25 protein-coding genes are annotated in these 25,939 nt (G+C 62.7%); 14 read left to right on the top strand and 11 right to left on the bottom strand.

The features are described from left to right. Positions 1-68: 68 nt before the first annotated feature. Complete coding sequence (locus tag H6851_08325) at positions 69-785, bottom strand: uracil-DNA glycosylase (protein ID MCB9943608.1); 717 nt, start codon at positions 783-785, stop codon at positions 69-71. Next, positions 724-1,368 carry an NYN domain-containing protein gene (locus H6851_08320; GenBank protein MCB9943607.1) on the bottom strand — a complete coding sequence of 215 codons (645 nt, stop codon included), beginning with the start codon at positions 1,366-1,368 and terminating at the stop codon, positions 724-726. The genes H6851_08325 and H6851_08320 overlap by 62 nt, the downstream gene beginning before the upstream one ends. 312 nt (positions 1,369-1,680) lie before the next feature. Between H6851_08320 and H6851_08315 the strand changes: the two genes are divergently transcribed. From H6851_08315 to H6851_08290, 6 genes are all read left to right on the top strand, one after another. Then, positions 1,681-2,046 carry a DNA-directed RNA polymerase subunit omega gene (locus H6851_08315; GenBank protein MCB9943606.1) on the top strand — a complete coding sequence of 122 codons (366 nt, stop codon included), beginning with the start codon at positions 1,681-1,683 and terminating at the stop codon, positions 2,044-2,046. A gap of 175 nt (positions 2,047-2,221) precedes the next feature. Next, the gene (locus H6851_08310; GenBank protein MCB9943605.1) at positions 2,222-4,396 is read left to right on the top strand and encodes a bifunctional (p)ppGpp synthetase/guanosine-3',5'-bis(diphosphate) 3'-pyrophosphohydrolase; all 2,175 of its coding nucleotides are present in this window, start codon (positions 2,222-2,224) and stop codon (positions 4,394-4,396) included. A gap of 171 nt (positions 4,397-4,567) precedes the next feature. Beyond that, positions 4,568-6,088, top strand: coding sequence for a YifB family Mg chelatase-like AAA ATPase (locus H6851_08305; GenBank protein ID MCB9943604.1), 1,521 nt, complete (start codon positions 4,568-4,570; stop codon positions 6,086-6,088). A gap of 114 nt (positions 6,089-6,202) precedes the next feature. Continuing rightward, on the top strand, positions 6,203-6,937 hold the full coding sequence (locus tag H6851_08300) for a pyridoxine 5'-phosphate synthase (GenBank protein ID MCB9943603.1): 735 nt from the start codon (positions 6,203-6,205) through the stop codon (positions 6,935-6,937). Positions 6,938-6,956: 19 nt separating this feature from the next. Then, positions 6,957-7,364, top strand: a complete 408-nt coding sequence (locus H6851_08295) for a holo-ACP synthase (GenBank protein MCB9943602.1) — start codon at positions 6,957-6,959, stop codon at positions 7,362-7,364. Between the two features lie 56 nt (positions 7,365-7,420). Continuing rightward, positions 7,421-8,821, top strand: a complete 1,401-nt coding sequence (locus tag H6851_08290; protein ID MCB9943601.1) for a M20 family metallopeptidase — start codon at positions 7,421-7,423, stop codon at positions 8,819-8,821. A 13-nt stretch (positions 8,822-8,834) separates the two neighbouring features. Here H6851_08290 and H6851_08285 read toward each other — a convergent pair whose 3' ends face one another. After that, positions 8,835-9,914, bottom strand: coding sequence for an exo-alpha-sialidase (locus tag H6851_08285; protein MCB9943600.1), 1,080 nt, complete (start codon positions 9,912-9,914; stop codon positions 8,835-8,837). 124 nt (positions 9,915-10,038) lie between these two features. Here H6851_08285 and H6851_08280 point away from each other — a divergent pair, with 124 nt between their 5' ends. Both H6851_08280 and H6851_08275 read left to right on the top strand, forming a co-directional pair. Next, the gene (locus H6851_08280) at positions 10,039-11,484 is read left to right on the top strand and encodes a 4-hydroxyphenylacetate 3-hydroxylase family protein (protein ID MCB9943599.1); all 1,446 of its coding nucleotides are present in this window, start codon (positions 10,039-10,041) and stop codon (positions 11,482-11,484) included. A 2-nt stretch (positions 11,485-11,486) separates the two neighbouring features. Further along, positions 11,487-12,401 carry a DMT family transporter gene (locus tag H6851_08275; protein MCB9943598.1) on the top strand — a complete coding sequence of 305 codons (915 nt, stop codon included), beginning with the start codon at positions 11,487-11,489 and terminating at the stop codon, positions 12,399-12,401. A 139-nt stretch (positions 12,402-12,540) separates the two neighbouring features. Here H6851_08275 and H6851_08270 read toward each other — a convergent pair whose 3' ends face one another. The 5 genes from H6851_08270 to H6851_08250 form a co-directional block, all read right to left on the bottom strand. Then, positions 12,541-12,726, bottom strand: coding sequence for a hypothetical protein (locus H6851_08270; protein ID MCB9943597.1), 186 nt, complete (start codon positions 12,724-12,726; stop codon positions 12,541-12,543). Positions 12,727-12,840: 114 nt separating this feature from the next. Further along, on the bottom strand, positions 12,841-13,707 hold the full coding sequence (locus H6851_08265; protein ID MCB9943596.1) for a MurR/RpiR family transcriptional regulator: 867 nt from the start codon (positions 13,705-13,707) through the stop codon (positions 12,841-12,843). Positions 13,708-13,840: 133 nt separating this feature from the next. Next, a complete protein-coding gene (locus tag H6851_08260) occupies positions 13,841-14,038 on the bottom strand; it encodes a hypothetical protein (GenBank protein ID MCB9943595.1) in 198 nt (65 codons plus the stop codon). Further along, positions 14,022-14,918 carry a phytanoyl-CoA dioxygenase family protein gene (locus H6851_08255; GenBank protein MCB9943594.1) on the bottom strand — a complete coding sequence of 299 codons (897 nt, stop codon included), beginning with the start codon at positions 14,916-14,918 and terminating at the stop codon, positions 14,022-14,024. Before H6851_08255 ends, H6851_08260 begins: the two co-directional genes overlap by 17 nt. Positions 14,919-14,954: 36 nt before the next feature. Next, positions 14,955-15,419, bottom strand: coding sequence for a flavodoxin family protein (locus H6851_08250; GenBank protein MCB9943593.1), 465 nt, complete (start codon positions 15,417-15,419; stop codon positions 14,955-14,957). A gap of 91 nt (positions 15,420-15,510) precedes the next feature. Here H6851_08250 and xth point away from each other — a divergent pair, with 91 nt between their 5' ends. After that, positions 15,511-16,302, top strand: a complete 792-nt coding sequence (xth, locus tag H6851_08245) for an exodeoxyribonuclease III (protein MCB9943592.1) — start codon at positions 15,511-15,513, stop codon at positions 16,300-16,302. Positions 16,303-16,442: 140 nt separating this feature from the next. On the opposite strand, the gene H6851_08240 is transcribed toward xth, so the two are convergent. Continuing rightward, on the bottom strand, positions 16,443-17,051 hold the full coding sequence (locus tag H6851_08240) for a histidine phosphatase family protein (GenBank protein ID MCB9943591.1): 609 nt from the start codon (positions 17,049-17,051) through the stop codon (positions 16,443-16,445). Positions 17,052-17,154: 103 nt separating this feature from the next. On the opposite strand from H6851_08240, the gene H6851_08235 reads away from it, so the two are divergent. The 3 genes from H6851_08235 to H6851_08225 all read left to right on the top strand — a co-directional run bounded on the left by H6851_08235 (position 17,155) and on the right by H6851_08225 (position 20,653). Then, positions 17,155-18,402, top strand: a complete 1,248-nt coding sequence (locus H6851_08235; GenBank protein MCB9943590.1) for an OpgC domain-containing protein — start codon at positions 17,155-17,157, stop codon at positions 18,400-18,402. A 5-nt stretch (positions 18,403-18,407) separates the two neighbouring features. Beyond that, complete coding sequence (locus H6851_08230) at positions 18,408-19,172, top strand: hypothetical protein (protein ID MCB9943589.1); 765 nt, start codon at positions 18,408-18,410, stop codon at positions 19,170-19,172. 128 nt (positions 19,173-19,300) lie between these two features. Next, entirely contained in the window at positions 19,301-20,653 is a 1,353-nt protein-coding gene (locus H6851_08225; protein MCB9943588.1) for a DUF560 domain-containing protein, read from the top strand. A gap of 30 nt (positions 20,654-20,683) precedes the next feature. On the opposite strand, the gene trpS is transcribed toward H6851_08225, so the two are convergent. Further along, complete coding sequence (gene trpS / locus H6851_08220; protein ID MCB9943587.1) at positions 20,684-21,676, bottom strand: tryptophan--tRNA ligase; 993 nt, start codon at positions 21,674-21,676, stop codon at positions 20,684-20,686. Positions 21,677-21,843: 167 nt separating this feature from the next. On the opposite strand from trpS, the gene H6851_08215 reads away from it, so the two are divergent. Then, entirely contained in the window at positions 21,844-22,551 is a 708-nt protein-coding gene (locus H6851_08215) for an SDR family oxidoreductase (protein MCB9943586.1), read from the top strand. Between the two features lie 165 nt (positions 22,552-22,716). Beyond that, on the top strand, positions 22,717-24,192 hold the full coding sequence (locus tag H6851_08210; GenBank protein ID MCB9943585.1) for a mannitol dehydrogenase family protein: 1,476 nt from the start codon (positions 22,717-22,719) through the stop codon (positions 24,190-24,192). A 60-nt stretch (positions 24,193-24,252) separates the two neighbouring features. On the opposite strand, the gene H6851_08205 is transcribed toward H6851_08210, so the two are convergent. Next, a complete protein-coding gene (locus H6851_08205) occupies positions 24,253-25,878 on the bottom strand; it encodes a GMC family oxidoreductase N-terminal domain-containing protein (GenBank protein MCB9943584.1) in 1,626 nt (541 codons plus the stop codon). Between the last annotated feature and the right edge of the window lie 61 nt (positions 25,879-25,939).

Here is a 25,939-nt window from a genome sequence, read left to right as displayed (position 1 = left end):
ACCGGGTCACTCCGCAAACACGGTTGGTAATTCGAGGTCCGCACCCTGCGGGTAGACAGACAGGGGCGTCAGCTACGCAGGCGATCGATGGCGGTCATGACTTTGTCGAACATTTCCACGGTAAGTCGTCCGGTATTCACGTTATATCGCGAACAGTGATAACTCGACACGAGATGACGGCCATCGGCAAGCCTGGTCACCTGGCCATGACGAAAGGGAACTTCGCTGGTCCTGATCTCAAGGGCCCGCAGGAGGGTCCCATGGGCAATGCGGCCAAGAGCGAACAGGATGCCAGGACGCGGTGTCTGATTGATCTCGTCCAGCAGAAATTCCCGACAATTATTGATTTCTCCGGTTGTCGGCTTGTTCGCCGGAGGCACGCAACGCACGGCATTGACAATCCTGCAATCGATCAATTGCAGCCCATCGTCGGGCCGTGCGTCGAACTCGCCCTTCGACCATCCATGCCGGGCCAGCGCCGCATACAGCACTTCCCCGGCAAAATCACCGGTAAATGGCCGCCCCGTCCGATTGGCTCCCGACAGGCCCGGAGCCAGGCCGACAATGAGGAGCTGGGCATCGCGTGCGCCAAAGGCGGGCACCGGCCGATTGTGCCAGGCCGGCTGCCGACGGCGCTGCTCATCGAGGAAACCGGCAAGTCGGGAACAGCGGCGGCAGTCGGGCGGTGGCGCAGACCGGACGGTCCACGCCACCATCGAATTCTCACTCGTCATAGAACTCTTCGTCGTCCTCCTCGAGGTCTCCGCGATCATCGTCATGGTCATCGAAATCGCGACGCTGATCGTCCCGGCCACCCGTATGTTCCCGGGCGATGAGATCCTCGAACTGGGCGAGATCCACGAAAAAATCTGCCTGACGGCGCAATTCGTCGGCGATCATCGGCGGCTGCGGACGAATCGTGCTGACAACCGTCACCCTGACACCACGCCGCTGCAACGCCTCGACAAGCACGCGAAAGTCGCCGTCGCCGGACATGAGGATGACATGGTCGACAAACGGGGCGATCTCCATCGCCTGCACGGCGATTTCGACATCCATGTTTCCCTTGAATTTCCTGCGGCCGGTGGACTGCGTGAATTCCTTGAGCGGCTTCGTCACCATGGTAAAGCCGTTGTAGTCGAGCCAGTCGACCAGCGGACGGATCGGGGAGTATTCCTGCTCATCAAGCAGGGCCGTATAGTAGTAAGCTCGGATCAACCTCGAGCGACTGGCAAAAACATCCAGCAGGCGCTTGTAGTCGATATCGAAGTCGAGAGCACGTGCGGCCTGGAACAGATTGGCGCCGTCGATGAAGAGAGCCACACGGTCTTCTTCGCGGATATGTCTGAGGGCTGTTAGCCGTGCCATGTTAATCTCCATTTTTTCGGCACGTTGTCATTATGCGTAACCAAGAGCGCAGCCGCGGAAGTTTCCGGCCGCGCATTGAAACATGCCCGTCGGTCCGGCAACGCTTCGATGCGTTCCATTCCGGGAAACCGTAATATATGCGAGACAACGCTCCTCCAATCACGCTTGCCGTGTATAATCCACCTCTTGTGAAAGATCCATCTTATCCGAACGCGCCGTTTCATGCTACACAGTGGGTTTGCGTCGGCACCGACATTGGGCTAAGAGCATGCTCAGCTTGCTGTAACCGATTTACAATGGAGTCATTCCGCCATGGCGCGCATCACTGTCGAGGATTGCGTCGAGCGCGTTCCCAGCCGTTTCGAGCTGGTCATGCTTGCGTCGCAGCGTGCACGCGACGTGTCTGCCGGAGCCGCTCTCACGATCGATCGCGATAACGACAAGAATCCGGTCGTGGCGCTGCGCGAGATCGCCGACGAGACCGTCGACCTCGACCATCTTCGTTACGAATTGATCCATGGCCTGCGCCGTCATGTGGAAGGCGACGAAGAAGAGCCGGAGGATCTGGCGCAGGAACTCGAGGCGCTGATGCCCAGCCGTCCGATGGTTGGCGCCGAAGGCGACGAGATGCCCGAGGGACTGAGCTACGGCGACATGGACGTGGAGGAGGAGGACTGAAACGGAACGCTCGCCGCCTGACCGCCTAGACAGATTGCGCGCCCCGCCGGAGGTTGTCGGCGGCGGGGAAAGCGTTCGACAGCCCGCACCGGCGAGGCCGCTTGTCACGGATGGCAGCGGTTCCCGGGCCTTGAATGGCGGGAGTGAAGCTGTTCAGGCACCGCGCAAGCGGGTCATGCGTCAATATGACCTTGTCGAACTCGTCAAGTCCTACGATCCCAACGCCGACGAAAACCTCCTCAATCGGGCCTATGTCTTCGCCATGAAGGCGCACGGGACGCAGTTGCGGGCTTCGGGGGACCCGTACTTTCACCATCCCGTCGAAGTGGCCGGTATCCTTGCCGGCTACAAGCTCGACAGCGCTTCGATCGCGACGGGCCTGTTGCACGATACGGTCGAGGACACGGGCGTCACGCTGGACGAAATCCGCAGCCTGTTCGGCGACACCGTTGCCCGCCTCGTCGATGGCGTAACCAAGCTCAACAAGATCCACCTGCAGTCGGCACAGGCCGCACAGGCTGAAAATTTCCGCAAGCTCCTGCTGGCGATGTCCGAGGACATCCGGGTGTTGCTGGTCAAGCTCGCGGACCGCCTGCACAACATGCGCACCCTGCATTTCATCGGCAAGCCCGAGAAGCGCCGACGCATCGCAACCGAAACAGCCGAGATCTATGCGCCGCTTGCCGCACGTATCGGCATGGAGAAACTCAAGGCCGAGCTTGAGGATCTCGCCTTCAAGGAGCAGTGGCCGGATGCCTACGACAGCATCCAGCACCGCTTGCAACAACTGCGCCGGGACGATACCGGGCTCATAGCCCGGATCGTGGCGGGCGTGCAGGAAACGCTGAGCCGGGACGGCATCGAGGCCGATATCAGCGGCCGCGAGAAGTCGCCGGTCTCGATCTGGCGCAAGATGCAGCGCAAGAACATCAGCTTCGAACAGTTGGCCGATATCATGGCCTTTCGCGTGCTCGTCGACAGCGTCGGGGAATGCTATGCCGCATTGGGGTGCATTCACGCCGAATATTCCATGCTTCCGGGCCGTTTCAAGGACTTCATCAGCACTCCGAAACCCAACGGCTACCGATCGCTGCACACCACCATCATCGGCCCGGAACGGCGCAAGATCGAGGTTCAGATCCGCACCCGGCAGATGCACGAGGTCGCCGAACTGGGAGTTGCCGCCCACTGGGCCTACAAGCAGCAGGACAACGCCGTCACCGATGGCAAGCGCTATCGCTGGATCCGCGAACTGCTCGACATTCTCGAACATGCCGCCAGCCCCGAGGATTTCCTCGAACATACCAAGTTGGAGATTTTTCAGGACCAGGTGTTCTGCTTCACTCCGCGGGGCGACCTGATCGCCCTGCCCCGCGGTTCGACGCCGGTCGATTTTGCCTATGCCGTCCACAGCGAGGTCGGCGATCATTGCGTCGGCGCTCGTGTCGACGGACGGATGGTGCAACTTCGTACCGAACTGGAGAATGGCGATCAGGTCGAGATCATCACCAGTCGCAATGCCTGGCCGTCGGCAGCATGGGAGCGCTTTGTCGCCACGGGCAAGGCCCGCGCCCGGATCCGCCGCTACCTCAAGACCAAACGCCGCGAGGATCTGGTGCAACGCGGTCGCGAGGCCCTCCAGCGGGCACAGCGCGACGGGGTTCTCAAGCTCACCGAAAGGCAGCTTGAGAAAGCCGCCTCGTTCCTCCAGCAGAAATCGGCCGACGACATGCTGGTGGCCATTGGCGAAGGCAATCTCTCGCCACGGCTCGTGATCGAGCAGTTCAAGCAGCAGGGCACATCCGCGCCGGTCGTCGATGAAGAGATCGCGCGGATGCAGCCGGGCTCGCCGCTGCCGCTCAAGCGCCCGCGTGGCGACGGGCGAGGCCAGGATCGGGACGCCCACTCATCATTGGAAGGCTTGCCCGCGGGCATCGCTTTCCAACTGGCCGGATGCTGTCGCCCGGTGCCGGGCGATGCCATCGTCGGTGTCGTGCGCACCGGCCGGCCAGTGAGTGTCCACCTTGCCGAATGCCGCAATGTCGCCCGGATGGATCCGGCTACAAGCCGCTTCATCGATGTCGGCTGGGGTGAAATCGACCAGGATGCCCTGACACCGTCGCGGTTGTCGGTCATGGTCCTCAACAAGCCTGGAGCCCTCGGCACGATCTCGACCATCATTGGCAAGCAGGATGCCAACATCACGGATGTTCGCGTAGGCCGCCGGGCACGGGATCTCTACGAGATGATCCTCGATGTCGAGGTGAGTGACCTCGAACAATTGCTGCGTACCCAGGCGGCCCTGCGGGCAAGTGCAATCGTCGTCGGGGTTGAACGTATTCAGTCTTGAGAAGACTGACACAACAAAACATTTGATTATATTGAAATGATATATCTAATGACAATCTTATCATTCATTGCATTTTATTATGATTGAATTCGTCCAGGACAATTGATTATAGAATGACGGTTTCACCTGTTCGGGCTGGATCGTCACATGTCGCAAGAGTTGCCGACTGCCATAAGCGCCAGGGTAAGCAGTATCGCGCTGATCGGGCTTGAGCCGGCCGCAGTCGATGTCGAATTGCAGCTCAGTTCCGGCATGCCATCCTTCACCATCGTCGGCCTGCCGGACAAGGCGGTGGCCGAGAGCCGCGAACGGGTCCGCGCTGCACTGTCCAGCCTGCAGCTCGCCCTTCCGTCGAAGCGCATTACCGTCAACCTGGCACCGGGCGACCTGCTCAAGGAAGGCAGTCACTACGACCTGCCCATCGCGCTCGGCCTGCTGGCGCTGATGCGCATCGTACCTTCCGATCTCTGTGAAGGCGCGATTGTCATGGGCGAGCTCGGCCTCGACGCCTCCATTCGCCCGGTTCCCGGCATCCTGGCCGCCGCCATCGACGCCTCGGGTCGCAACATGTCCTTGATCTGCCCGCAGGGCTCCGCCAGCGAAGCGGCTCTGATCGGCACCGATCTGAATATCATCGCCGCAGCCGACCTGCTCACCCTCATCCAGCACCTGCGCGGCGAAATCGTCCTGCCGCAACCCGTCGCCGACGAAATCCGCGACGAGTCCGACTTTCGCGACCTGCGCGACATCAAGGGACAGGAATCGGCCAAGCGGGCACTCGAAATTGCGGCCGCAGGCGGTCACAACCTGCTCATGAGCGGGCCGCCGGGTTCGGGCAAGTCGATGCTGGCCGCCCGCATCAACGGCCTGCTGCCACGTCTCACCAGCACCGAAATGCTCGAAGTGGCCCTGATCGCCAGCGTCGGCGGCCGGCTTGCCGAACGCAGGCTGTCCCGGCTGCCGCCCTATCGCAGCCCGCATCATGCTGCTTCGATGGCCGCCATGGTCGGTGGCGGCAGTCACGCCCGACCCGGCGAGATTTCCCTGGCCCACAACGGTGTGCTGTTCCTCGACGAGCTGCCCGAATTCGGTCGCCAGGTACTCGAAGCCCTGCGACAACCGCTGGAGACGGGAGTGGTCACCGTGTCGCGCGCCCGTTGCCATGTCACCTACCCTGCCCGTGTCCTGCTGGTTGCGGCGATGAATCCGTGCCGCTGCGGTCACATGGGTGACCCCGGACTTGCCTGCTCGAAGGCCCCGCAATGCGGTCGCGATTACCAAAAACGCATCTCCGGCCCATTGTTTGACCGTATCGACCTGCATGTCGATGTCCCGGCCGTGAGTCCGAGGGACCTGTCGCTGCCCGTCCCCGGCGAGGACAGCAAGAACGTGGCCGCACGCGTCGCGGCGGCCCGAAAGGTCCAGCGCGAGCGATTTGCCGCCAGCAATCGGGCCGATCTGCGCTGCAACGCAATGATGGAAGGCGAAATCCTCTACGCGCTGTGCCCGATCGACCATGACGCCCACGTCATCCTCGACCGGTCCATCGAGAAACTCCGCCTGTCGGCCCGTGGCTATCACCGGGTCATCAAGGTTGCCCGCACGGTGGCAGACCTTGACGGCTGCGATACCATCAAGCGGGTTCACATCGCGGAAGCCGTCAGCCTGCGCCACAAGGTTGCCCGGGCATGAACTGCGACCGGCGGGCAAGGCCGGTGGCGTGAGCGGGTCGATGCGGATTGGTACTGGTCAATCGTCCGGCAATGTCCACATTGCACGAAAGACCAGCCATTCGGAGAACCGGCCATGGACGCGCTCAGATTGGGCATCAATGTTGATCATGTTGCCACTGTGCGGAATGCTCGTGGTGGCGATAATCCATGCCCGGTCCGGGCTGCCAGGATGGTCGCGGAGGCCGGAGGTGACGGCATCACCGCCCATCTGCGCGAGGATCGCCGGCACATCACCGATCGTGACGTCGAACGGATCCGCGCGGAGTGCGAACTTCCGCTCAATTTCGAGATGGCTGCCACCGAGGAGATGATCGCCATCGCGACAAGGTTGCGCCCGCACGCGACCTGTCTCGTTCCCGAGCGCCGCGAGGAGCGTACGACGGAACACGGACTGGATGTTGTCCGCCTGGAGGACGAACTCAAGGACAAGACGGCCCGACTCCTCGACGCCGGATGCCGGGTGTCGCTCTTCATCGACCCGTCGCCGGCATCGGTGGAAGCCGCCGCGCGCATTGGTGCGCCGGTCGTGGAACTGCACACGGGCACCTATTGCGAGGCCCGGGGAACGGGACGGGAATCGGAACTGCGGCGCATCGTCGACGCGGCACGCGCCTGCGAACAACTCGGCATCGAATGCCATGCGGGGCACGGTCTCGACTACAGGACGGTCAAGCCCGTGGCAGCCATTCCCAACATGATGGAACTCAACATCGGTCATTTTCTCATTGGCGAGGCCATCTTCGTCGGATTTATCCCAGCAATTCGGGAAATGCGGCGACTGATGGACGAAGCGCGCGCGGGCCGATAGGCGGGAAGGTCTCCGGTCCATGATCATCGGCATCGGCAGCGATCTCATCGACATCCGCCGCATTGCGCGCACGCTGGAACGCTTCGGCGACCGCTTCACCCATCGCTGTTTCACCGAACTCGAACGGGCGAAAGCCGACCGCCGCTACAACCGCGCGGATACCTATGCCAAGCGCTATGCCGCGAAGGAGGCTTGCACCAAGGCCCTCGGCACGGGCTTCCGTCAGAGCGTGTTCTGGCGCGATATCGGCGTGATCAACCTGCCTTCGGGCAAGCCGACACTCGCTCTTGCCGGTGGTGCCCTCGACCGCCTGAACGCAATCACGCCGCCCGGTCTGGAGGCACGGATCGAACTCACACTCACCGACGAACCGCCGATGGCCGAAGCCCTCGTCATCATCCAGGCGCTACTTCCCGGTTCTCCTTGACAGCTCTGGCGGCGGATTGGATCGTTCACGCGATTTTCGACGGGGAGGAAAGAGAAATGATTGACGAAGGCCGCCAAGCGGCGATCGAGCGGGTTCGGGCTCATTTTGACAATGGCGGTTTCCTTGCGGACCTGCGCCGCCGTGTCGCCATTCCATCCGAAAGCCAGGATCCGTCCCGCCGCGACGACCTGTACCGTTATCTGGCCGAGGAGATCGCCCCGTCACTCACGGCGATGGGATTCGAAAGCCGGATCTTCGACAACCCCGACGAGCGCGGCGGCCCGTTGCTGGTCGGAACGCGCCACGAAGGCGAAGGACTGCCGACACTGCTCACCTACGGTCACGGCGACGTGGTACGCGGGATCAGGAAGCAATGGCGCGAAGGTCTTGATCCGTGGACGATTACCATCGAGGGCAACCGCTGGTACGGGCGCGGCACGGCCGACAACAAGGGGCAGCATTCCATCATCATGGCGGCGCTCGCCACGCTCATCGAACAACGCAAACGGCTCGGCTTCAATGTCAAGATCCTGATCGAGACCAGCGAGGAGATCGGTTCGCCCGGGCTGGACGAGTTCTGCGCCCAGCATCGCGACCTGCTCGCGGCCGACGTGCTCATCGCCAGCGACGGCCCGCGGATCAAACCCGACACGGCCGATGTCAAGCTGGGCAATCGCGGCGGCATCGCCTTCGATCTTCAGGTCAACCTGCGCAAGGGCAGCCTGCACTCCGGGCATTACGGCGGCCTGCTCGAAGACCCGGGAATCACGCTGGCCCATGCCCTCTCCACCATCACCACGCCGCGCGGCAAGATTCTCGTCGAGGAATGGCTGCCGAAATCGGTGCCCGCCCGTGTCACGGAATCGCTGAGGAAGGCCGTCATCGATCCAGGCGACCCGACGCTGGCGATTCCCGAAGACTGGGGCGAACCCGGACTGAACCGGGCGGAAAAGGTCTATGGCTGGACCAGCTTCATCGTGCTGGCCTTCCTCACCGGCCGGCCGGAAGCGCCTGTCAACGGCGTGCAGCCCGATGCCCGCGCGCACTGCCAGATCCGCTATACCGCCGATGTCGATGCGGACCGTTTCCTGCCTGCATTGCGCGAACATCTCGACAGACACGGATTTCCACAAGTCGAGATCATCCCGGCCACTCGCAACTTCTTCAAGGCATGGCGGACCGATCCCGACGATCCATGGGTCGACTTCTGCCTGCAGTCACTGGAACGCACATTGGGCAGACCGGCCAATCTGATGCCCAATTCATCCGGCAGTCTTCCCAGCGAGGTGTTCGCCCGCAATCTGGACCTGCCGGTGATCTGGATCCCGCATTCCTATGGCGGTTGCAAGCAGCATGGTCCGGATGAGCACATCCTGGCCTCCGCCACACGCGAGGCCCTCGGTATCATGACCGGATTGTTCCATGACCTGGGAACGACACCGCCTATCGTCGATTGATAATGGGCGGACATCAATCGACGAGAAACGTCTCGACCGATTGAATGACCGGCAGGTGCGTCGCCAGAGCCGTAAAGCTTTCACCTTCATCGAAGCTCGCATAGAGCGAGCCGCTGCTGGAACCGAAATAAAGGCCTGCCGGCTCCAGCGGATCAACGGCCATCGCCTGGCGCAACACGCAGAAATAACAGTGCGCTTGCGGAAGACCCTGCCGCATCGCCTGCCAGTTCTCGCCGGCATCCCGGCTGCACCATACGGCCGCCGCCGCATCGGGGACGAACCTGCCCGCCATGTCGCCATTGAGCGGAACGAGGAAGAGCGTGTCCGAATCGCGCGGATGTGCCACGACAGGAAAGCCGAAACTCGATGGCAGTCCCTTTTCGATACTGGTCCAGTTCTGGCCACCATCGTCGCTGCGATACATTCCACAGTGGTTTTGTTGGTACAGCCGCCCAGGATTTCCCGCGGCCATCGCCAGTCCGTGCACGCATTGACCGTATTCCGGATAACGCTGGTCTTCGGGCATGAAATCGGCACGCGTTCCACGATTGCGGGGTGTGAAAGACTGGCCGCCATCCATCGTGTGAAAAACACCGGCGGCCGAGATTGCCACCCAGAACTGCCGTGGATCCCCGGGATGCGGCACGATCGAATGCAGGATGAGGCCAGCCCCTCCCCCATGCCAATGTTCGCGGGAGGGGTGATCCCGCAAGCCTCCCAGCGGCGCGAAACCTCTCCCGCCATCATCACTGGCAAAGAGGATCGCCTGGTCGCCGCCGGCCAGCAGCCGTCCGTCCTGTATCGCCAGCGACCAGATGGCCCTGGGTCCACCTTCCGCCAGCCCCGGCCCGAACGACTGCTCGATGATCATCCAGTTGCGGCCGCCATCGTCCGAACGCCAGATGGACGGTCCGCGCCAACCATTGCCACCGCCGGCATACAGGGCTCCGCTGACGGGATCGCCGATGACGTGGTTGACCGGCAGCGTCTCGCAAAAGGGCCCCTCGATCTCGAAGTGTCGACGGGCACGATCACCACGCAGGACAAAGACACCTTTTGCGGTACCCAGCAGGATCAGCAGCTTACCTGACATCGCATCCTCTCCAGGGGATTGTCTCATTGAGACTATCGAAGCGCGGCCTTTCGTCAAAACATCTCTTTTCTTCGCCGGCGGCCGGGTCTTTGATGCGGACGTGACCTCAAGGGGAGAACGGGGGATGATCCGCAACGGCGCGCAATACCGGGATTCGATCCGCGACGGCCGTGAAGTCTACATGAACGGCGAACGCGTCGATGACGTCACCCGGCACCCGATGTTCAGACCACTGGTCGACATCCGGGCGCGCATCTACGACATGCAGCATGATCCCGCGACCCGTGCGATCATGACGGTCGAACAGGATGGCGAGGTCAACGCCGTGGGCAATGCGCTGCCCCGCACGCAGGATGACTGGCACCGCAAACGCCGCGCGACCGATTGCGTCCTCGACGATGTGGGCGGTGTCGTCACCCGCGTCGGCGACGAGACCGTGGGTGAGATGTGGTCGCTCCACGACGGACAGGATGTGCTCAACGAGGTTGATCCTCAGTTTGCGAAGAACATCGAACGGCACATCCTCGATGTTCTGCACCAGGACCCGTTTCACGTCTCGGCCAATACCGACCCCAAGGGCGACCGCTCCAAGCCACCGCAGGAGCAGGACCCCGACATGCTGCTGCATGTGGCCAGGGAGACCGATGCCGGTATCGTCGTGCGCGGGGCGAAATACGAAACGGCGGCCGCCTACGCCAATCAGGCATTCACCAAACCGACCATCGCCAATTGGGGAAATGCCGCACTTTCGGACTATGCCGTGGGCTTCATCTGCGACCTCGGCTCGCCGAATCTGAAATTCATCTGCCGCACGGGCTTTGCCGGTCGCGCGCCCATTGAAGACTATCCCCTGTCCAACCGCTTCGACGAGGTGGATACACTGGTCATCTTCGACGATGTGCTGATCCCGTGGGAGAATGTGCTGTTCTACCGGCATACGCGCGCAGCCACCTTCATCCGTGCGACGCTGCACCGCTATTCCGCCTTCGCCTTCGTCCAGCGCAACCTGCGGGTCGCCGACTTCATGATTGGCGCAGCCCTCTTCAACGCCCGCCAGACCGGCCTCGACAAGCAACAGGCGGTTCAGGAGAAGCTTGCACGACTGGCCGTCTATCGCGAGGGCATCAACGCTCACCTGACCGCCGCCGTCGCCATGGCGGAAAGGAGCCCCGCCGGGCTGCTCATGCCCAACCAGTCGCTGCTCTACACGGGCCGCGTGCTGGCCTGTTCGCAGCTGCACGAGATTATGCACATCGCCCGCGAGCTCTGCGGCGGCCAGATCTGCGTCACACCCGACGCCGCTGCCTTCCGTGCCCCGGGAACGAAACCCTGGATGGACAAGTTCTACACGATCAACGACAGCTGGATCGCCGACGATCGTCGCAAATTGCTGGCCTTTGCCCGCGACCTGCTCAATTCGGACTATGCGGGACATCGGCTGACCTTCCAGCTTTTCGCCCAAAGCCCGCCCTTTGCCCATCTGGCCGCAGTCTATCGCAATTTCGACTGGGACGGCCCGCTCGACATGGTGCAGAAGGCCGCCGGTCTCTCTAATCGCGTACGTGACTGATCATGCCGCTTGCCACCGCCATCATTACCGACCCGCAGGAAAACGGTACCCGCACCCTTGCCGCCATCGGCATGATGGTCCTGGCCATGTTCATCCTTTGCGGCATGGATACGCTCGGCAAGGTCCTGGCGCAGCATATCCCCGTGACACAGGTCGTCTGGGGCCGCTATTTCTTCCAGTTCGCGCTGTTGCTGCTAGCGTTCCCGTGGCTCGGCTGGCGCGGTCTGGTTGCGACCGCGCGGCCCGGAACGCAGATTGCCCGCGGTCTCCTGCTGGCGGTGGGAACGCTCTGCCTGTTCATGGCCCTCGCCACGGTGCCGCTCGCGGATGCCTATGCCATCAACTTCACGTCTCCGTTCTTTGTCACCATCCTGTCGATCCCGCTGCTCGGCGAACGCGTGGGCCGGCTGCGCTGGAGTGCCATCGCCATCGGCTTCATCGGCGTGCTGGTGGTCATCCGTCCTGGCCTTTCCGGGTTCGATCCGCTGTTGTTGCTGCCGATGATCACGGCAGCCTGCTTTGCGCTGTATCAGGTGCTCACCCGCATGATCAGCGGCCTGCCCACGGAACGGCCACTGTCGATGCTGTTTCACATCGCCGTTGTCGGGGCAGCCGCCCAATCGGTTCTGGTCGCCTTTACCTGGCAGCCGATACCGCTCGTCGGCTGGATCGGCCTGACCGGCATGGGCGCATTGTCGATAGCCGGTCATCTGATCCTGATCCGTGCCCTCGGCATGGCCAGTGCCGTCGTGCTGTCGCCCTTCGCCTACACCCAGATCATATGGGCGCTGCTGTTCGGCTACTTCCTGTTTGGTGATATTCCCGATATCTGGATGATAATCGGCTGCATCATCATCGTCGGCAGCGGCCTGTTCGTATTCTACCGCGAGGCCGTCCGCAGGCGTCAGTCCGGCTGAACGCACCTTGGCGGCGTATCGTGCCCTTCCGCAAGGACAAGGACAACCCCAAGCTCGTTGTCGAAGCAGGACAGTGGTCAGGGGACGGGCTGACCGCGTCCAGTCAATCGGAACCTGCCCACACCGACAGGGCTCTCGGTCAGCAGGCGGGCTTCTCGACTTCGCGGTGGCAGTGACACTGGCCCGTTTTCCTGTCGACGTGACAGCCCAGCTTGTTGAGCCCGCCCTTGTGATCGAGGACAGGCGCCTGCGCAACCACCACGCCCGCGGGGGCCGCAAGGAACACGACCAGAATCAACATCCAGCACGGAACGGATCGCATCACGTTCACTCCCGGGAAAGTGCAGACCGACCGCCAGAATGCTTTTTGCAAACGATCGATGTCAACCAAATTTTCTATCTGAAGTTGATTTTTAGATGGTCGAAAACGCGGTGTCTTTCAACCGTTTCCCGCACTCACCATTCGCCTGCCGGTAGCCAGCACCAGCAACATCGCCAGACTCATGCTCGCCGCCAGCGAGCGCACCTGTCGGACCTCCGGATCGCGCACCTGCAACAGGCAGCTTGCCAGCGGCGCCAGCGGGCTCAACGGCGAATCCGTCACTGCCAGCACGTCGAGCGACCGGGAGCGCGCACGTTTCACCGCCTCGATCGTTTCGATCGCATAGGGCTTGTAGCTCACCGCTATCAACAGTCCGCCCGGCGCGACCAGATCAATGCGCTGCCCGTTCATCCCGGCGATCCCGTCGAGCAGATCCACGGGCCTGCCCAGGCTCATCAGTGCATAATGCAGATGGGCTGCCACCGCGAAGGCCCGCCGCTGGCCGATCACGTGCACCGATCTCGCCTCATGCAGCAGCCGTGCCGCCTCCTCCACAGTCGCCGGATCTGTCCGCGACGCCATGTCCTGCAGCGCGCGCATCGTCTCTTCGCCGACCTCGCCCAGCAGATCGTGCGCGGAACCCGACGGATGTACTGCCCGCAACCGCTCGGCAGAGGATTCCGCCGACTCCGTCAGTCGTACGCGGAACAGCTTCTGCATGTCGCTGTAGCCATCGAAGCCAAGCGCCTGCGCAAACCGCACCAATGCGGACGGGGGAACCCCCGCCTGCCCGGCCGCCACCGCGACCGTTTCCAGTGCCACCGTGTTCGGCTGTCCCAGCACGAATTCGGCGATATCCCTCAACCGCCTGCTCATCTGCGCGTAACGCGCACCGATCAGCGCCTCCAGCTCCTCGAACCGTTCAGGCGGCCCCTGCCTGCGCCCAACTCCCGTCTGCACCCGTGCACCACCATTGCCATCCATCCGGGAGCATTCATTCCACATTGAAGACCGAACGGAAAGAGCGTTCCATCAGCGAGAACATCGCCGTCCTTCCGACGGAAGGACAAGGGAAACGTGATTTCCCTTGCCTTTCTCACTTGCTCTCCCCTCCGCTTCAGACGCCCAGTCTGGCCAGCAATGCGGCGAGTTGGGGATCGCCACCGGCGGGCGGGGTCCATTCGACATGGGTGACGGGAATACCGGCGGCCCTGAGTTCGTCGGCGAAGAGTTCGAGGCCGATATTGACGACCTCGACCGGGCGGTCGAGGAGACCGGAACGGTCAGATGTGACGCTTTCAGGCTGCGAAGGCACTGCGGGCTCCTCCGGATTTCTGGGTCTTGAAGATGGAGCCACCCACGGGTGCGGGTGGCAGCGGCAGGCGGACGGGTGCAGATTCGATGCGCGGAGTGATGGTGGGATTGCCGATGATCATGCGTTCGAGGAAATCAGCCCAGATTTTCTCCTGCCCCTGGGTCTGGATGTAGCTGCCCGAACCCATGAGAGGCCAGGCGTCGGCGGCATGGCATTCGTAGAACAGGATCTTGCGCGCACGGTCGCTCATGTTGGGTGCGGAGCCATGCAGCGCGCGGACATGATGGACGGTCATGGAACCGGCACGACCGGTCAGCGTCACCGCCCGGTCCATGTGGAAGTCGGGATCGTCCGGGTCGATGGCGCCGCAGAACAGGCCGTCGCCGTTGTGATGGCTGAGGATCGGTCCCCTGTGACTGCCGGGAATGACCATGAGCGGGCCGTTCTCCAGACCGACATCCTCGAGCATCAGCCCGCAGGCGAGAAGGTTGTCATTGGTGTAGGGATAAAAGGCCCAGTCCTGATGCCACTCCACCGCAGCGCCACCCCCCGGCGCCTTGGTATTGAGCTTGCTGGTCTGGAGGGCCACATCGGGACCCATGAGGTCGCGCAGGACGTCCGGAATGCGGCTTTCCTTCAGTGCCCGGGCAAAGACGGGGTGCTGCTTCGTCGGTAACTTGATGCGGGTGAGCTTCGGCCGTTCCCGGCTGTGTCCCTCGTCGAGATCGTAGATGTCGTTGCTTTCGGCGACCTCGCGCGAAGCCTCGATCAGCTCCGCGGTGACCCGGTTCATCTCGTCCAGCAGGGCGGGATCGACGACGTCCTCGACCAGCAGGTAGCCATTCTCACGATAAAACTCGATGTCGCTCTTGCTCAGCATGCCATGTCCCTCCCCGAGAATTGCAAGGCAGGCGGTTCAGAAAATTCCCGCCTCAAGCCCCGCTGCCATGAAAAGCCCCAGCTCCTCGATGTCTGCAAGGAATTTCTCGTTCCATGCCCCCTTGCAGGTGACGGGTTCGTGCACGAGCTTCCAGCGCAGGCCGGTGGTGATGCTCTCGATGGCACGGCGGGTACCGGTGCCATCCATGCCGGCCCGTACGTAATAGGAGAAAGGCAACGCTTCGGTCTTGTCCATGCATGGATAATAACACCGATCGAAGAAGTCCTTCACTGCACCAGCCATGTAGCCCAGATTCTCCGTCGTCCCGAGCAGCAGCGCATCGGCTGCGAACACGTCATCGGGCCCGGTCTCGAAAGGTCCGCGCACATCCACGTCGACGCCATCGACATCCGGCGACATCGCACCGCGCGCCGCCGCATCTCGCAATCCCCGGGTATTCGGCGAGGGAACATGAGCCAGAATGAGCAAACGTCGGGTCACGGCACTCTCCTCATGTGCGCTTGCGATACGGGCGCCATGCTGGCAATCACGGAGCGCATCATCAAGCCTCGACCGGGAGAACGCCTTGAGCCTGCGCATCACAAGCTGGAACGCCAACTCCGTCCGCCTGCGTCAGCCGATGCTGGAGCGCATCAGGGACGAACTCGACCCGGACATTCTCTGCCTGCAGGAAATCAAGGTCGAGACCGAGAAGTTTCCGCGCGAAATGATCGAGGCGCTGGGCTACCAGCACATGCTGATCCACGGACAGAAGAGCTACCATGGTGTGGCGGTGCTGTCGAAGATGGCTCTGGACGGCATGCAGACGCATACATGGTGCGGTATCGACGAGGCGCGGCATCTCGAATGCCGGCTGCCGGGCGGAGCGGAACTGCACAATCTCTACATTCCAGCCGGCGGCGACATTCCCGATGCAGAACAGAACCCGAAGTTCAGGCACAAGCTCGCAATGCTCGACGAACTGACCGGCTGGTTTGCGCGCCATCGCGACGACAATCGACGGATCGTCGTGCTCGGCGACCTCAACATCGCCCCGCACGAGAATGATGTGTGGAGTCACCGGCAGCTGCTGAAGGTGGTATCGCACACGCCGATCGAAGTCGAGAAACTGACCGCATTCCAGCAAAGTCATGGCTTTGTGGACGCCGTACGAGAGATCATCCCCACGAGCGAAAAGGTCTACAGCTGGTGGAGCTACCGTTCGCGCGACTGGTCAACCTCCGATCGCGGGCGCCGTCTCGACCATGTGTGGCTCTCGCCTGCCCTCGCGCCGGGGCTCCGCCACGCCCAGGTCACCCGCGAGGCCCGCGGCTGGGAGCAGCCATCGGACCACGTCCCGGTAACGGTCGATCTGGAAGTGTAGGGGCCGGCGAAAGCGGGTGACGGAAAGGAATGTTTCACACGCGCATCCCGTTCTGCAATCACCCCGACGAATGTCACAGGGCAACCCAAGCACGAAGGATGCGGACCATATCGGAGCAGGAGTCGACAACTTCAATGAATTCAGCCAGTTGCGGTGCCTGAACATTCGATTTGTCGTATCGCGCCATCGCTCAGCAGGTGGAAGGCGTCCTGGGGTTCGGTCATTTCCAGCATGCGCTCGGGCGGTTCGCCCAGATAGGCGCAGCGGATGGCGCGGCCGAGGGCACCGTGACAGACGGCGATAAGCCTCTGGCGATGCCTGACCGATTCGAGCCAGCGGGCAGCCCGGCGAAGGATGTCGGCCTGGGTTTCGCCACCGCCGGGCGGAGCGACATTGAAACGGTCGTCGATGCGGGCCTGCCAGAGCTCGGGGTCGCGCGCCTCGATCTCGGCGGCCGTCATGCCGTCCCAGTCCCCCCATGTCATTTCGACAAGCAGCGGATCGTGAACGATGTTGTCCGGATCGCGCCCCACGCCCTCGCACAGGAGCACCGCCGACTGCCACGCCCGGCCGAGGGGGCTTGCCAGCAGGTCGAACGCATGGGGATCGTCGAGAATGCCCGAAAGCGTACGTCCATACGCCCGCGCCTGGTCGACACCGCGCCCGGTAAGCGGTGAATCGAGCCGGCCCTGCATGCGCCGCTGGCGGTTCCACACGGTCTCGCCATGGCGGAACAGATAGATTTGCATGGTCACGGAGTCTCACTATCGGGTGGTGGAAGACGTGCAGGACTTGCGCCGGCGCTCGATGCTTGCCAAGACACCGGCGCCATCAACTATGCCAGATCGGATCATGTCACAAGTCAACATTCCCCCGGTGGCGACCGGCCGCACACCGCGCGATCCGCGTCTCGACGTCTGGCGGGGCTTTGCCATGCTCATCATCATGGTCGCCCACATTCCTTCCAATATCTGGGCCAACTACATCCCTGCCCGGTTCGGTCCTTCGGACGCGGCGGAGATGTTCGTGTTCTGCTCGGGTTTTGCCGCCGCCATCGCATTCGGCGGCACCTTCGCCCGACATGGATGGTGGATGGGGACACGGCGCATCATGTTCCGCTGCTGGCAGATCTACTGGGCGCATATCGGCCTCTTTCTCGTTATCGCGATGATCTCCGTACTGTCGACATGGTATGTCGGCGAGGACATCAAGAACTACATGATCGAACTGAACATCCTGTGGTTCTTCGAGCAGACCGAGACGATGCTCGTGGCGTTGCTGACATTCACGTGGGTGCCGAACTATTTCGACATCCTTCCGATGTATTTCGTCATCCTGCTGATGGTCCCGCTGGTCGTCGCCCTGCAACGGATCCATACGGGAGTTGCCATCGCCTTCTGCCTCATCCTCTATGCTGCCACCTGGTTCTTTCGTCTGGGTTTTCCGGCGGAACCGTGGTCGGAACGGATGTGGTTCTTCAATCCGCTGGGCTGGCAGGTCCTGTTCTTTACCGGCTTCATGCTCAGCCGCGGCTGGATCAGGCCGCCGCCGATCACATGGCGGATCGGAATTCCCTGCCTCATCTTCATTCTGGCGATGATTCCGGTCAGCCGATGGCAGATCTTCATCCACTACCCGGTCCTCGAATCCATCCACGACACGCTGTGGATGAAGGGCGCCGAGCCCGGTGGCGTGTTCAAGACCGATGAGCATCCGCTGCGCTGGATGCATCTTATGGCGATCACCTATGTCGCCGTCTGGGCGGTCCAGGGGCGTGAACACTGGCTCAAGCGCTGGCCGCTGACCATGGTCGAGAAGGTGGGCCAGCAGGCGCTGGCGACCTTCATGTTCTCGATGGCGCTTGCCCGGGTCATGGGAGTGGTCCTCGACCAGTGGGGCCGGACGCAATGGACCTGGGCGGTGGTCAACATCGCCGGACTGGCGAGTGTCATCGCCGTGGCGTATATCGTCAGCTGGTACAAGCGTGAGCCCTGGCGCAAACCTCCGGTCACCCAACCCCATCCTGTGCCTTCGCACCTCGATGCGGGAACGTCGCGCGGGACGAGCCAAGGAGCGGCACCGGCCGCCGCAGCGGAGTAACGGAATTGAGACCAGTCCGGCTGTTCATCCCGACCCTGTTGCTGACGACAGGACTTGCCGTTCCGGCCTGGGCCGGTTGCCTCGACCAGATCGCCGTGCCGAGCTTTCCCGCCGCGGGTGCGCCGCCCGAGGTGACCGTGCTGGACGAACCTTCGGCGATCGCTTCGTTCGTCGTGCCCGGCTGCCTGGATTTCGCCGCGGGCGCCGATACGACGAACCTTGTCGTGCTGGCCGGACATATCGGGGAAATGACGATGGAGCGGCTGATCGATCGCATCGCCGCATTCTCCACCATCGAGGATATCCTCTACTGGTCGACGACCCGCAAGGAGTGGCGCCCGCTCGCAAGCAAGGTCCAGACGCTCCGGAGCGCTGACCCGGATACGCCACGCCCCGACCCGACACCGGCCGAGTTCGTCGACGGAGCCATATTCTACGTTCTCCAGGATGATGAAGACCCGATGAGCGCACTGGTCACACGTGTCGATGTGAACCATCGCGGCGGTGACGGACTCCTCATGCATTTCGAGAATGTCAACGCGGGTACGGTTCTTGGCATGACTGTCCTTCCGACGGGAGACCTGAAGACGGTGCTGGCCGCCGAGCCGGACGGCCGGAACGGCATCCGCCTGCTTTCGCTTACCAGCATGCAGTTCACGTTTCCGGACTGGCTGATGCCCGGCAAGGCATCGCATATCAACCGGGCGGTCGCCCTCTATCGCCATCTGGCCGGCATCCGCACGGACAAGGAACCGCCGGCAGCACCCTGAACAGCCGGGTATTTCCCGGTATGGAAAGCCAGGTCGGATCATCCGGGCAGCCCGATATCATGGTTGAAATTCTACCTATAGCCATTTACCGTTACGGTTGAATTCAACCGTCGGTAGATCATATCTCCATGATGGCCGCGTTCAATGTCAGTGCAAGGCTCGCTCTCCTGCTGGGTCTCGTCCTTCTTCCTCCGCTCCCGCCCGCGACAGTCCGTGCGCAGGAGGTCATCATCGACAATGAGGAGGCGGCAAAGGCCAATCCCGACCAGTTGGTCAATGCCGCCACGGAGCTTTTGACCCGAGGGTTGCCCGACGAGGCCGAACTGTTGCTCGACAAGGCCGAATCCTATGGTGCCGATGTCGATTCGGTCCGCTTCGCCCGCGCCTTCCTTGCACAGACCCGCGGCGACCTGAAGGAAGCGGAGAAACTCTATCGCGCGATTCTGGTGGACAGGCCCGATGCGCTGCGCGTCCGGCTCGAACTCGGTCGCGTCTACTACCTGCTGGACGACGATGCCAAGGCCGAATTGCAATTCCGCTATGCCCTGGCAGGCGACCTGCCCGAGCCCGTCAAGGACAATGTCCTGGCCTTTCTCGACCGCATCCGGGCGCGCCGCCTTTGGGCACTGTCGCTGAACATCGCCGTCGCTCCCGACACCAACGTCAACGCAGCACCCAACACGCGCTCCGTCGATATCCTGGGCCTGCCGTTCCAGCTCGACGAAAAGGCCCGGGAAAAGAGCGATATCGGCCTCGAATTGCAAACATCGGGTCGATTCGACGTCCCGGTCACGGACAACCTGCTGATCCGTCAGGCGGCTTTCCTCCGCATACTGGAATATTCAGGCGCGGATTACGACGATACGAGCCTCTACATGCAGGCGGGGCCGCTATGGCGCCAACCGGGTCGCGAAGTGCAGACCTCGATCCTGCTTGGCCGCCGATGGTACGAAAGTCACGGCTACAGCCGCTCGCTGGGAACACGGGTCGATGTCAGGCAACGGATCAACCCGCGGGTCGAGGCTGCGATCGGCCTGCAGTACCTCTACGCCGACCACGATGAAGCCCGGTATCTCGACGGACCGCGTTACCAGCTTTCCAGCCAGGCGATCTGGGCGCTGACCCCGCAGAGCTACCTGCGCGGGGTGATGGCCCTCGACCGCGAGACCGCGGATGCTGCCACGGAAAGCAATTGGGGCCTGTTCGCCGCGCTCGGCTACTATGTCGAACTGCCGGCCGGCTTCGGCGTCTACGCCGAGCCGGGCGTGCAACTGCGGCGTTTCGACAAGGAGGGGACCGCCTTCGGCAAACGCCGTGAAGACGTGACCCCCCGCCTTTCCCTCAATCTTCGCAACCGCAAGCTCGATCTCTTCGGCTTCACCCCCCTGATCGGCATCGACCTGGAAAAACGCCTGTCCAACATCGACCTGTACGACTACCAGAGGGCGCGATTCGTTCTGGGCGTCACCCGGGAGTTCTGAGAATCTCCGGCCTCCGGGAACGGGCGCGGATCAGGGACGGAAGCCGACGGCCCGATAGGCATCCTCGACCACCTTCGATGCGATGGCGTCGGCCTTCCCGGCTCCTTCGGCAAGGACGCTGTCGATATAGGCGATGTCCTTCATGAGCCGGCGCATCTCGCTGGTGATCGGCGCCAGTTTCTCGACCATCAGGTCGGCGAGGTCGGACTTGAACGCAGCAAACGATGCCTGGGCATACTCCGCTGCGACGTCGGCTCGCGTGCGGTCGGACAGGGCGGCGAAGATGGTCAGCAGGTTCGAGGCCTCCGGCCGCTCCTCCGGATCATAGGTCAGCCCGATCTGCGGGTCCGACTTCGCCTTCTTCACCTTGTTGGCGATGGTGTCGGCGTCATCGGTGAGGTTGATGCGGCTCATGTCCGAAGGATCGGACTTGCTCATCTTCTTCGTACCGTCGCGCAGCGACATGACCCGGGTGGCCTCGCCGAGGATCATGGGCTCGGGCAACGGGAAGAAATCCTCCGCAAACCGGTTGTTGAAGGATCCGGCGATATCCCGGCTCAACTCCAGGTGCTGCTTCTGATCCTCGCCCACCGGCACATGCGTGGCCTTGTATACCAGAATGTCCGCCGCCTGCAGGACCGGGTAGACATAAAGGCCGGCCGGCGCCTTTTCACGATTCTTGCCCGCCTTTTCCTTGAACTGGGTCATGCGGTTGAGCCATCCCAAGGGGGTCACGCAGTTGAGCACCCAGGCGAGCTTGGCATGGGCGTCGACATGGCTCTGCACGAAAAGGGTCGACTGCTTCGGGTCTATGCCGCACGCCAGCAGCGCTGCCGCCATTTCGCGCGTATTGGCGACCATGGCGTCGGCATCCTGGACAGTGATGAGCGCATGCAGGTCGACGATGCAATAGATGCACTCATAATCATCCTGCAACTTTACCCAATTGCGGATTGCTCCCAGATAGTTGCCGAGCTGGATGCCATGGGTGGGCTGGATGCCCGAAAAGATACGGCCGTTCATGGGAGTCTTGCCAATTGTTGAGCGATGGATGGTAAAGCGCGCTTCATGGGCCACAGGGCCTGCCATCCGTCAAGCCCTCGCGCGTTGCCTCGTCATCATCGAGAGCTTGACCCCCGGCAGCGGCTCGTCTTCCCTCCGGCAAACGGTCACAGCAAGGAGGACGCATCATGACGGAGACGGGCAGAACGGCAATCCTGACGGCAGCAGGATCGGGTATGGGGGCGGCCTGTGCCCGCCTGCTGGCAGGGCGCGGATATCGGGTGGCGATCCTCTCCTCCTCCGGCAAGGGCGAAAAGCTCGCCGGGGAACTGGGCGGTATCGGGATCACCGGCAGCAACCGGAATGCCGACGACCTGCAACGACTGGTCGAGACGACCATGGATCGCTTTGGCCGCATCGACGCACTGGTCAACAGTGCGGGACATGGCCCCAAGGGCGACCTTCTCTCACTCAGCGATGACGATTGGTACCAGGGATTCGATGTCTACCTCATGCCGATGATCCGCATGGCCCGTCTCGTCACGCCGATCATGGAGCGGCAGCAGCACGGTTCCATCGTCAACATCACCACCTTTGCCACCTTCGAGCCCGACCCCGTCTTTCCGACATCGGGCGTCGCCCGCGCCGGTCTGGCCGCCTTCACCAAGCTTTACGCCGACCGCTATGCGAAATCCGGCATCCGCATCAACAATGTCATGCCGGGGTTCATCTCCAGCCTTCCGGAGAAGGCCGAACGCACGGCGACCATTCCCATGGGACGGTATGGCACACCCGAGGAAATTGCCGAGACGGTGGCATTCCTGGTCGGCGATGGTGCGGGCTACATCACGGGTCAGAACATCCGCGTCGACGGATCCCTGACCCGTTCGGTCTAGAATGATGCCCATTCGTTGATGCCCCCCCCAATCGGGACTGCCCGCACCTGCTGTCATCTGTCGCGCAACCGGGCATTTCGCGATATCAGCGTGTGGAAGGGGCGGGAAGACTGGAAACCTGCTTCGCAAACGGTCTCTCGTCTCACCGTCAGGGAAGGTCGGATCATGCCGGTAAAACTCTCGCTTGCGTCGCTCGATGACCTGCCTAGGGCCGTCGACCGCCCCCGTTACAGCCGCGACGCGCTGACGGGCGGCATCCTCCATATCGGAACCGGAAATTTCCATCGCGGCCATCAGGCCATCTACATGGACCGCCTGTTCAATGCCGGACACGATCGTGACTGGGCCATTGTCGGTGCCGGCGTGCGGGCGGCCGACGGCACCATGCGCGAAGCCCTGCGGACGCAGGACTGGCTCACCACCGTTGTCGAACAGGAGGCGGGATCGAGCCATGCCAGGGTGACGGGCTCGATGATCGATTTCGTCCCGCCGGACGACCGCGCGGCGCTGCTGGCGTGGATGATGGACCCCGCTATCCGCATCGTTTCGATGACCGTCACCGAAGGGGGATATTTCATCAATCCCGGCACCGGCGAGTTCAACCCCGATGATCCGGAGATCCTGCGCGACGCCGCCAATCCCCGGGCGCCATCGACGGCCTTCGGATTGATCGGCCTCGCCCTTTCCCGACGTCGCGCCGCCAGGATGCCGGCCTTCACGGTGATGTCCTGCGACAACATTCCGCATAATGGCGTGGTCGCGCGCAATGCGGTGGCGGGCCTGGCACGACTGCATGATGGCGATCTGGCACGCTGGATCGAAGACAACGCCACCTTTCCCAATGCCATGGTCGACCGCATCGTCCCGGCCACCACCGACCGGGAGCGACGGATGCTCGCCGAAGATTTCGGCATCGGCGACAACTGGCCGGTGTTCTGCGAGGACTACATCCAGTGGGTCATCTCCGGTGAATTCGTTCAGGGCCGGCCTGCGCTGGAAGAGGCAGGCGTGCAGTTCGTCGACGACGTCACCCCGTTCGAGTTCATGAAGATCCGCATCCTCAACGGCGGCCACGCCACGATTGCCTACCCTGCCCGCCTGCTGGATGTGCATTTCGTGCATGAAGCCATGGAGCATCCGCTGATCGGTGCCTTCCTGGCCAAAGTCGAGCATGACGAGATCATCCCCACGGTATTACCGGTGCCAAACGTGGAGATTCCGGATTATTTCAGGCTGATCCAGCGGCGCTTCGCCAATCCGAAGATCGGCGACACCAATGTCCGGCTGGCCTTCGACGGCTCCAGCCGCCAGCCGAAATTCATCCTGCCGCCCATACGCGACCAGCTCGCCGCCGGCCGTTCGGTGACGGGCCTGGCTCTGGAATCGGCCTTGTGGTGCCGGCATTGTGCCGGGGCAAGCGAAAGCGGCAGGCCGATCGAGGCCAACGATCCGATCTGGCCGCGGCTGAACGAACAGGCCCGGGCGGCGAAGGAGAGCCCGCAGGTCTGGCTGGCGATGGCCGACATCTACGGTGAAGTCGGCCGCGATCCGCGCTTTGCCGAACCGTTCTCGACCTGGCTGCAGGCCATCTGGCGGGACGGGACGGAGGCCACCATCGAGGTCTATCTCAGATCGGCCTGATATCCCGACAGTCCGAACCGGTGGCCTTTACCGCCCCAATGGTGCCGCAAGCGGTCGTCTTCAGGGCTGGTCCATGAGGGCGACGGCCCGGTCGGCCAGGGCCATGGTCGGCGCGTTGGTATTGCCGGAGGGCACGAAGGGCATGGCCGATGCGTCGATGACACGGAGTCCCTCGACACCCCTGACACGCAACCGGTCGTCGAGAACGGCGAGCGGGTCGCCCGCCGGGCCCATGCGGCAGGTGCCGACGGGATGCCAGTTGGTCTTGACCGTGCGCCGGCAATGCTCCGCCAGCGCGCCGTCATCGGTGATGGAGGCGCCCGGCAGGAGCTCGGCATCGACCCTGCCGGCCAGCGGCTGCGACTTGAGGATCTCGCGCGCGAGCCGCAGGCCCGCGATTTCGAGGCGCAGATCCTCCGGCTCGGCCAGGTAGTTGTTGTCGACCACGGGACGATCGCCGACATTGGCAGAACGCAGGCGCACCGTGCCGCGCGAAGCCGGGCGCAGCAGGCAGGCGTTCAGCGTGACGCCATCCTGAGGCTGGATATTGCGGATGTCCTTGTCGAGATAGACCGTGGGAATGCAGTACATCTTGATGATGGGGCTCTGGCCCGGATCGGCGGGGTGCTCCGGATCGACATAGGCGCAGGCCTCGACGCCGACGCTGGCCACCGGGCCGCTGCGGAACAGCAGGTATTGCAGGCCGTTGCGGAGTGCGCGGAAGCCGCGGTCCTCGCCGAAATAGCCCAGGTGGTCCGGTGTGGAACAGACGACCGGGACCTCGTGGTGATCCTGCAGGTTTTCGCCCACGCCGGGAAGATCCACGATTGTTGCTATTCCATGTTCGGCGAGATGCTCCGAAGGGCCAATGCCTGAGAGCATCAGCAGCTTCGGCGTGTTGTAGGCACCTGCCGCAACGAGAACTTCGCCATCGGTGTGAACGAGTTCTTCACGTCCATGCCAGCCAATGGCGACACCTGTCGCATGTCCCTTTTCGACGAGTATCCTCGATACGGTCACGTCCGTGCGGACATGCAACCGATCGTCACCTTCCAACGGTTGGAGAAATGCCTGGACCGCATCGCACCGGCGGTTGTTCCGGGTGGTATACTGCATGGTGCCGACACCATGCTGTCGCGCACCGTTGAAATCGGGATTGAAGGGAATACCCAGCCCCTGCGCTGCCAGGATGTAGTCTTCCGTGATCTGGCAGATATTGCCGACATTGGAGACATGCAGCGGACCTTCGACGCCATGCCATTCGTCATTGAACGCATGGTTGTACTCCATGCCGCGAAAGTGCGGAAGCATGTCGGCGAAGCTCCAGCCCTTCCCGCCTCCGAGAAATTCGTCCCAGCGGTCATAGTCGGCATGCTGCCCGCGGGTATAGACCATGGCATTCACCAGCGAGCCGCCGCCGAGCACATTGGCCTGCCCGACCGCCGGCGCGCGGCCGTCAAGATGCCTTTGCGGCACGGGCTCGTGCATTTCCACCGTCGGGCTGCCGCCGATGCCCTTCATCCACGCTGCGGGCATCCACTGCATGAACCGGCCGAGACCGGCCGGACCGGCCGGACCGCGTTCGAGGATCAGGACACGCGCACCCTTGTCCCGCACCAGCCGGGCCGCAGCCACGCAGCCGGCCGATCCTCCACCAATGATGATATAATCGTACCTGTCCGCCATGTTGCCCCTTCCCCGGAGGCGACCCGGTATCTCCGCATGCCGCCTGTCGTTTGGTGTCATG

Source organism: Geminicoccaceae bacterium (genome assembly GCA_020638465.1).
In the GTDB taxonomy this organism is placed as follows: domain Bacteria; phylum Pseudomonadota; class Alphaproteobacteria; order Geminicoccales; family Geminicoccaceae; genus JAGREO01.
The sequence above is the reverse complement of the archived record's forward strand: the minus strand, read 5'-3'. Positions and strand labels throughout refer to the sequence as shown.

What these genes read in the sequence shown, in the direction of transcription:
- H6851_08240 (MCB9943591.1), bottom strand. Translation starts at nt 17,051, where the DNA reads ATGCAAATCTATCTGTTCCGCCATGGCGAGACCGTGTGGAACCGCCAG.
- H6851_08295 (MCB9943602.1), top strand. Translation starts at nt 6,957, where the DNA reads ATGATCATCGGCATCGGCAGCGATCTCATCGACATCCGCCGCATTGCG.
- H6851_08265 (MCB9943596.1), bottom strand. Translation starts at nt 13,707, where the DNA reads ATGGATGGCAATGGTGGTGCACGGGTGCAGACGGGAGTTGGGCGCAGG.
- H6851_08255 (MCB9943594.1), bottom strand. Translation starts at nt 14,918, where the DNA reads ATGCTGAGCAAGAGCGACATCGAGTTTTATCGTGAGAATGGCTACCTG.
- H6851_08300 (MCB9943603.1), top strand. Translation starts at nt 6,203, where the DNA reads ATGGACGCGCTCAGATTGGGCATCAATGTTGATCATGTTGCCACTGTG.
- H6851_08325 (MCB9943608.1), bottom strand. Translation starts at nt 785, where the DNA reads ATGACCATGACGATGATCGCGGAGACCTCGAGGAGGACGACGAAGAGT.
- H6851_08275 (MCB9943598.1), top strand. Translation starts at nt 11,487, where the DNA reads ATGCCGCTTGCCACCGCCATCATTACCGACCCGCAGGAAAACGGTACC.
- H6851_08310 (MCB9943605.1), top strand. Translation starts at nt 2,222, where the DNA reads ATGCGTCAATATGACCTTGTCGAACTCGTCAAGTCCTACGATCCCAAC.
- H6851_08285 (MCB9943600.1), bottom strand. Translation starts at nt 9,914, where the DNA reads ATGTCAGGTAAGCTGCTGATCCTGCTGGGTACCGCAAAAGGTGTCTTT.
- H6851_08205 (MCB9943584.1), bottom strand. Translation starts at nt 25,878, where the DNA reads ATGGCGGACAGGTACGATTATATCATCATTGGTGGAGGATCGGCCGGC.
- H6851_08290 (MCB9943601.1), top strand. Translation starts at nt 7,421, where the DNA reads ATGATTGACGAAGGCCGCCAAGCGGCGATCGAGCGGGTTCGGGCTCAT.
- H6851_08215 (MCB9943586.1), top strand. Translation starts at nt 21,844, where the DNA reads ATGACGGAGACGGGCAGAACGGCAATCCTGACGGCAGCAGGATCGGGT.
- H6851_08320 (MCB9943607.1), bottom strand. Translation starts at nt 1,368, where the DNA reads ATGGCACGGCTAACAGCCCTCAGACATATCCGCGAAGAAGACCGTGTG.
- H6851_08210 (MCB9943585.1), top strand. Translation starts at nt 22,717, where the DNA reads ATGCCGGTAAAACTCTCGCTTGCGTCGCTCGATGACCTGCCTAGGGCC.
- trpS (MCB9943587.1), bottom strand. Translation starts at nt 21,676, where the DNA reads ATGAACGGCCGTATCTTTTCGGGCATCCAGCCCACCCATGGCATCCAG.
- H6851_08225 (MCB9943588.1), top strand. Translation starts at nt 19,301, where the DNA reads ATGATGGCCGCGTTCAATGTCAGTGCAAGGCTCGCTCTCCTGCTGGGT.
- H6851_08235 (MCB9943590.1), top strand. Translation starts at nt 17,155, where the DNA reads ATGTCACAAGTCAACATTCCCCCGGTGGCGACCGGCCGCACACCGCGC.
- H6851_08315 (MCB9943606.1), top strand. Translation starts at nt 1,681, where the DNA reads ATGGCGCGCATCACTGTCGAGGATTGCGTCGAGCGCGTTCCCAGCCGT.
- H6851_08280 (MCB9943599.1), top strand. Translation starts at nt 10,039, where the DNA reads ATGATCCGCAACGGCGCGCAATACCGGGATTCGATCCGCGACGGCCGT.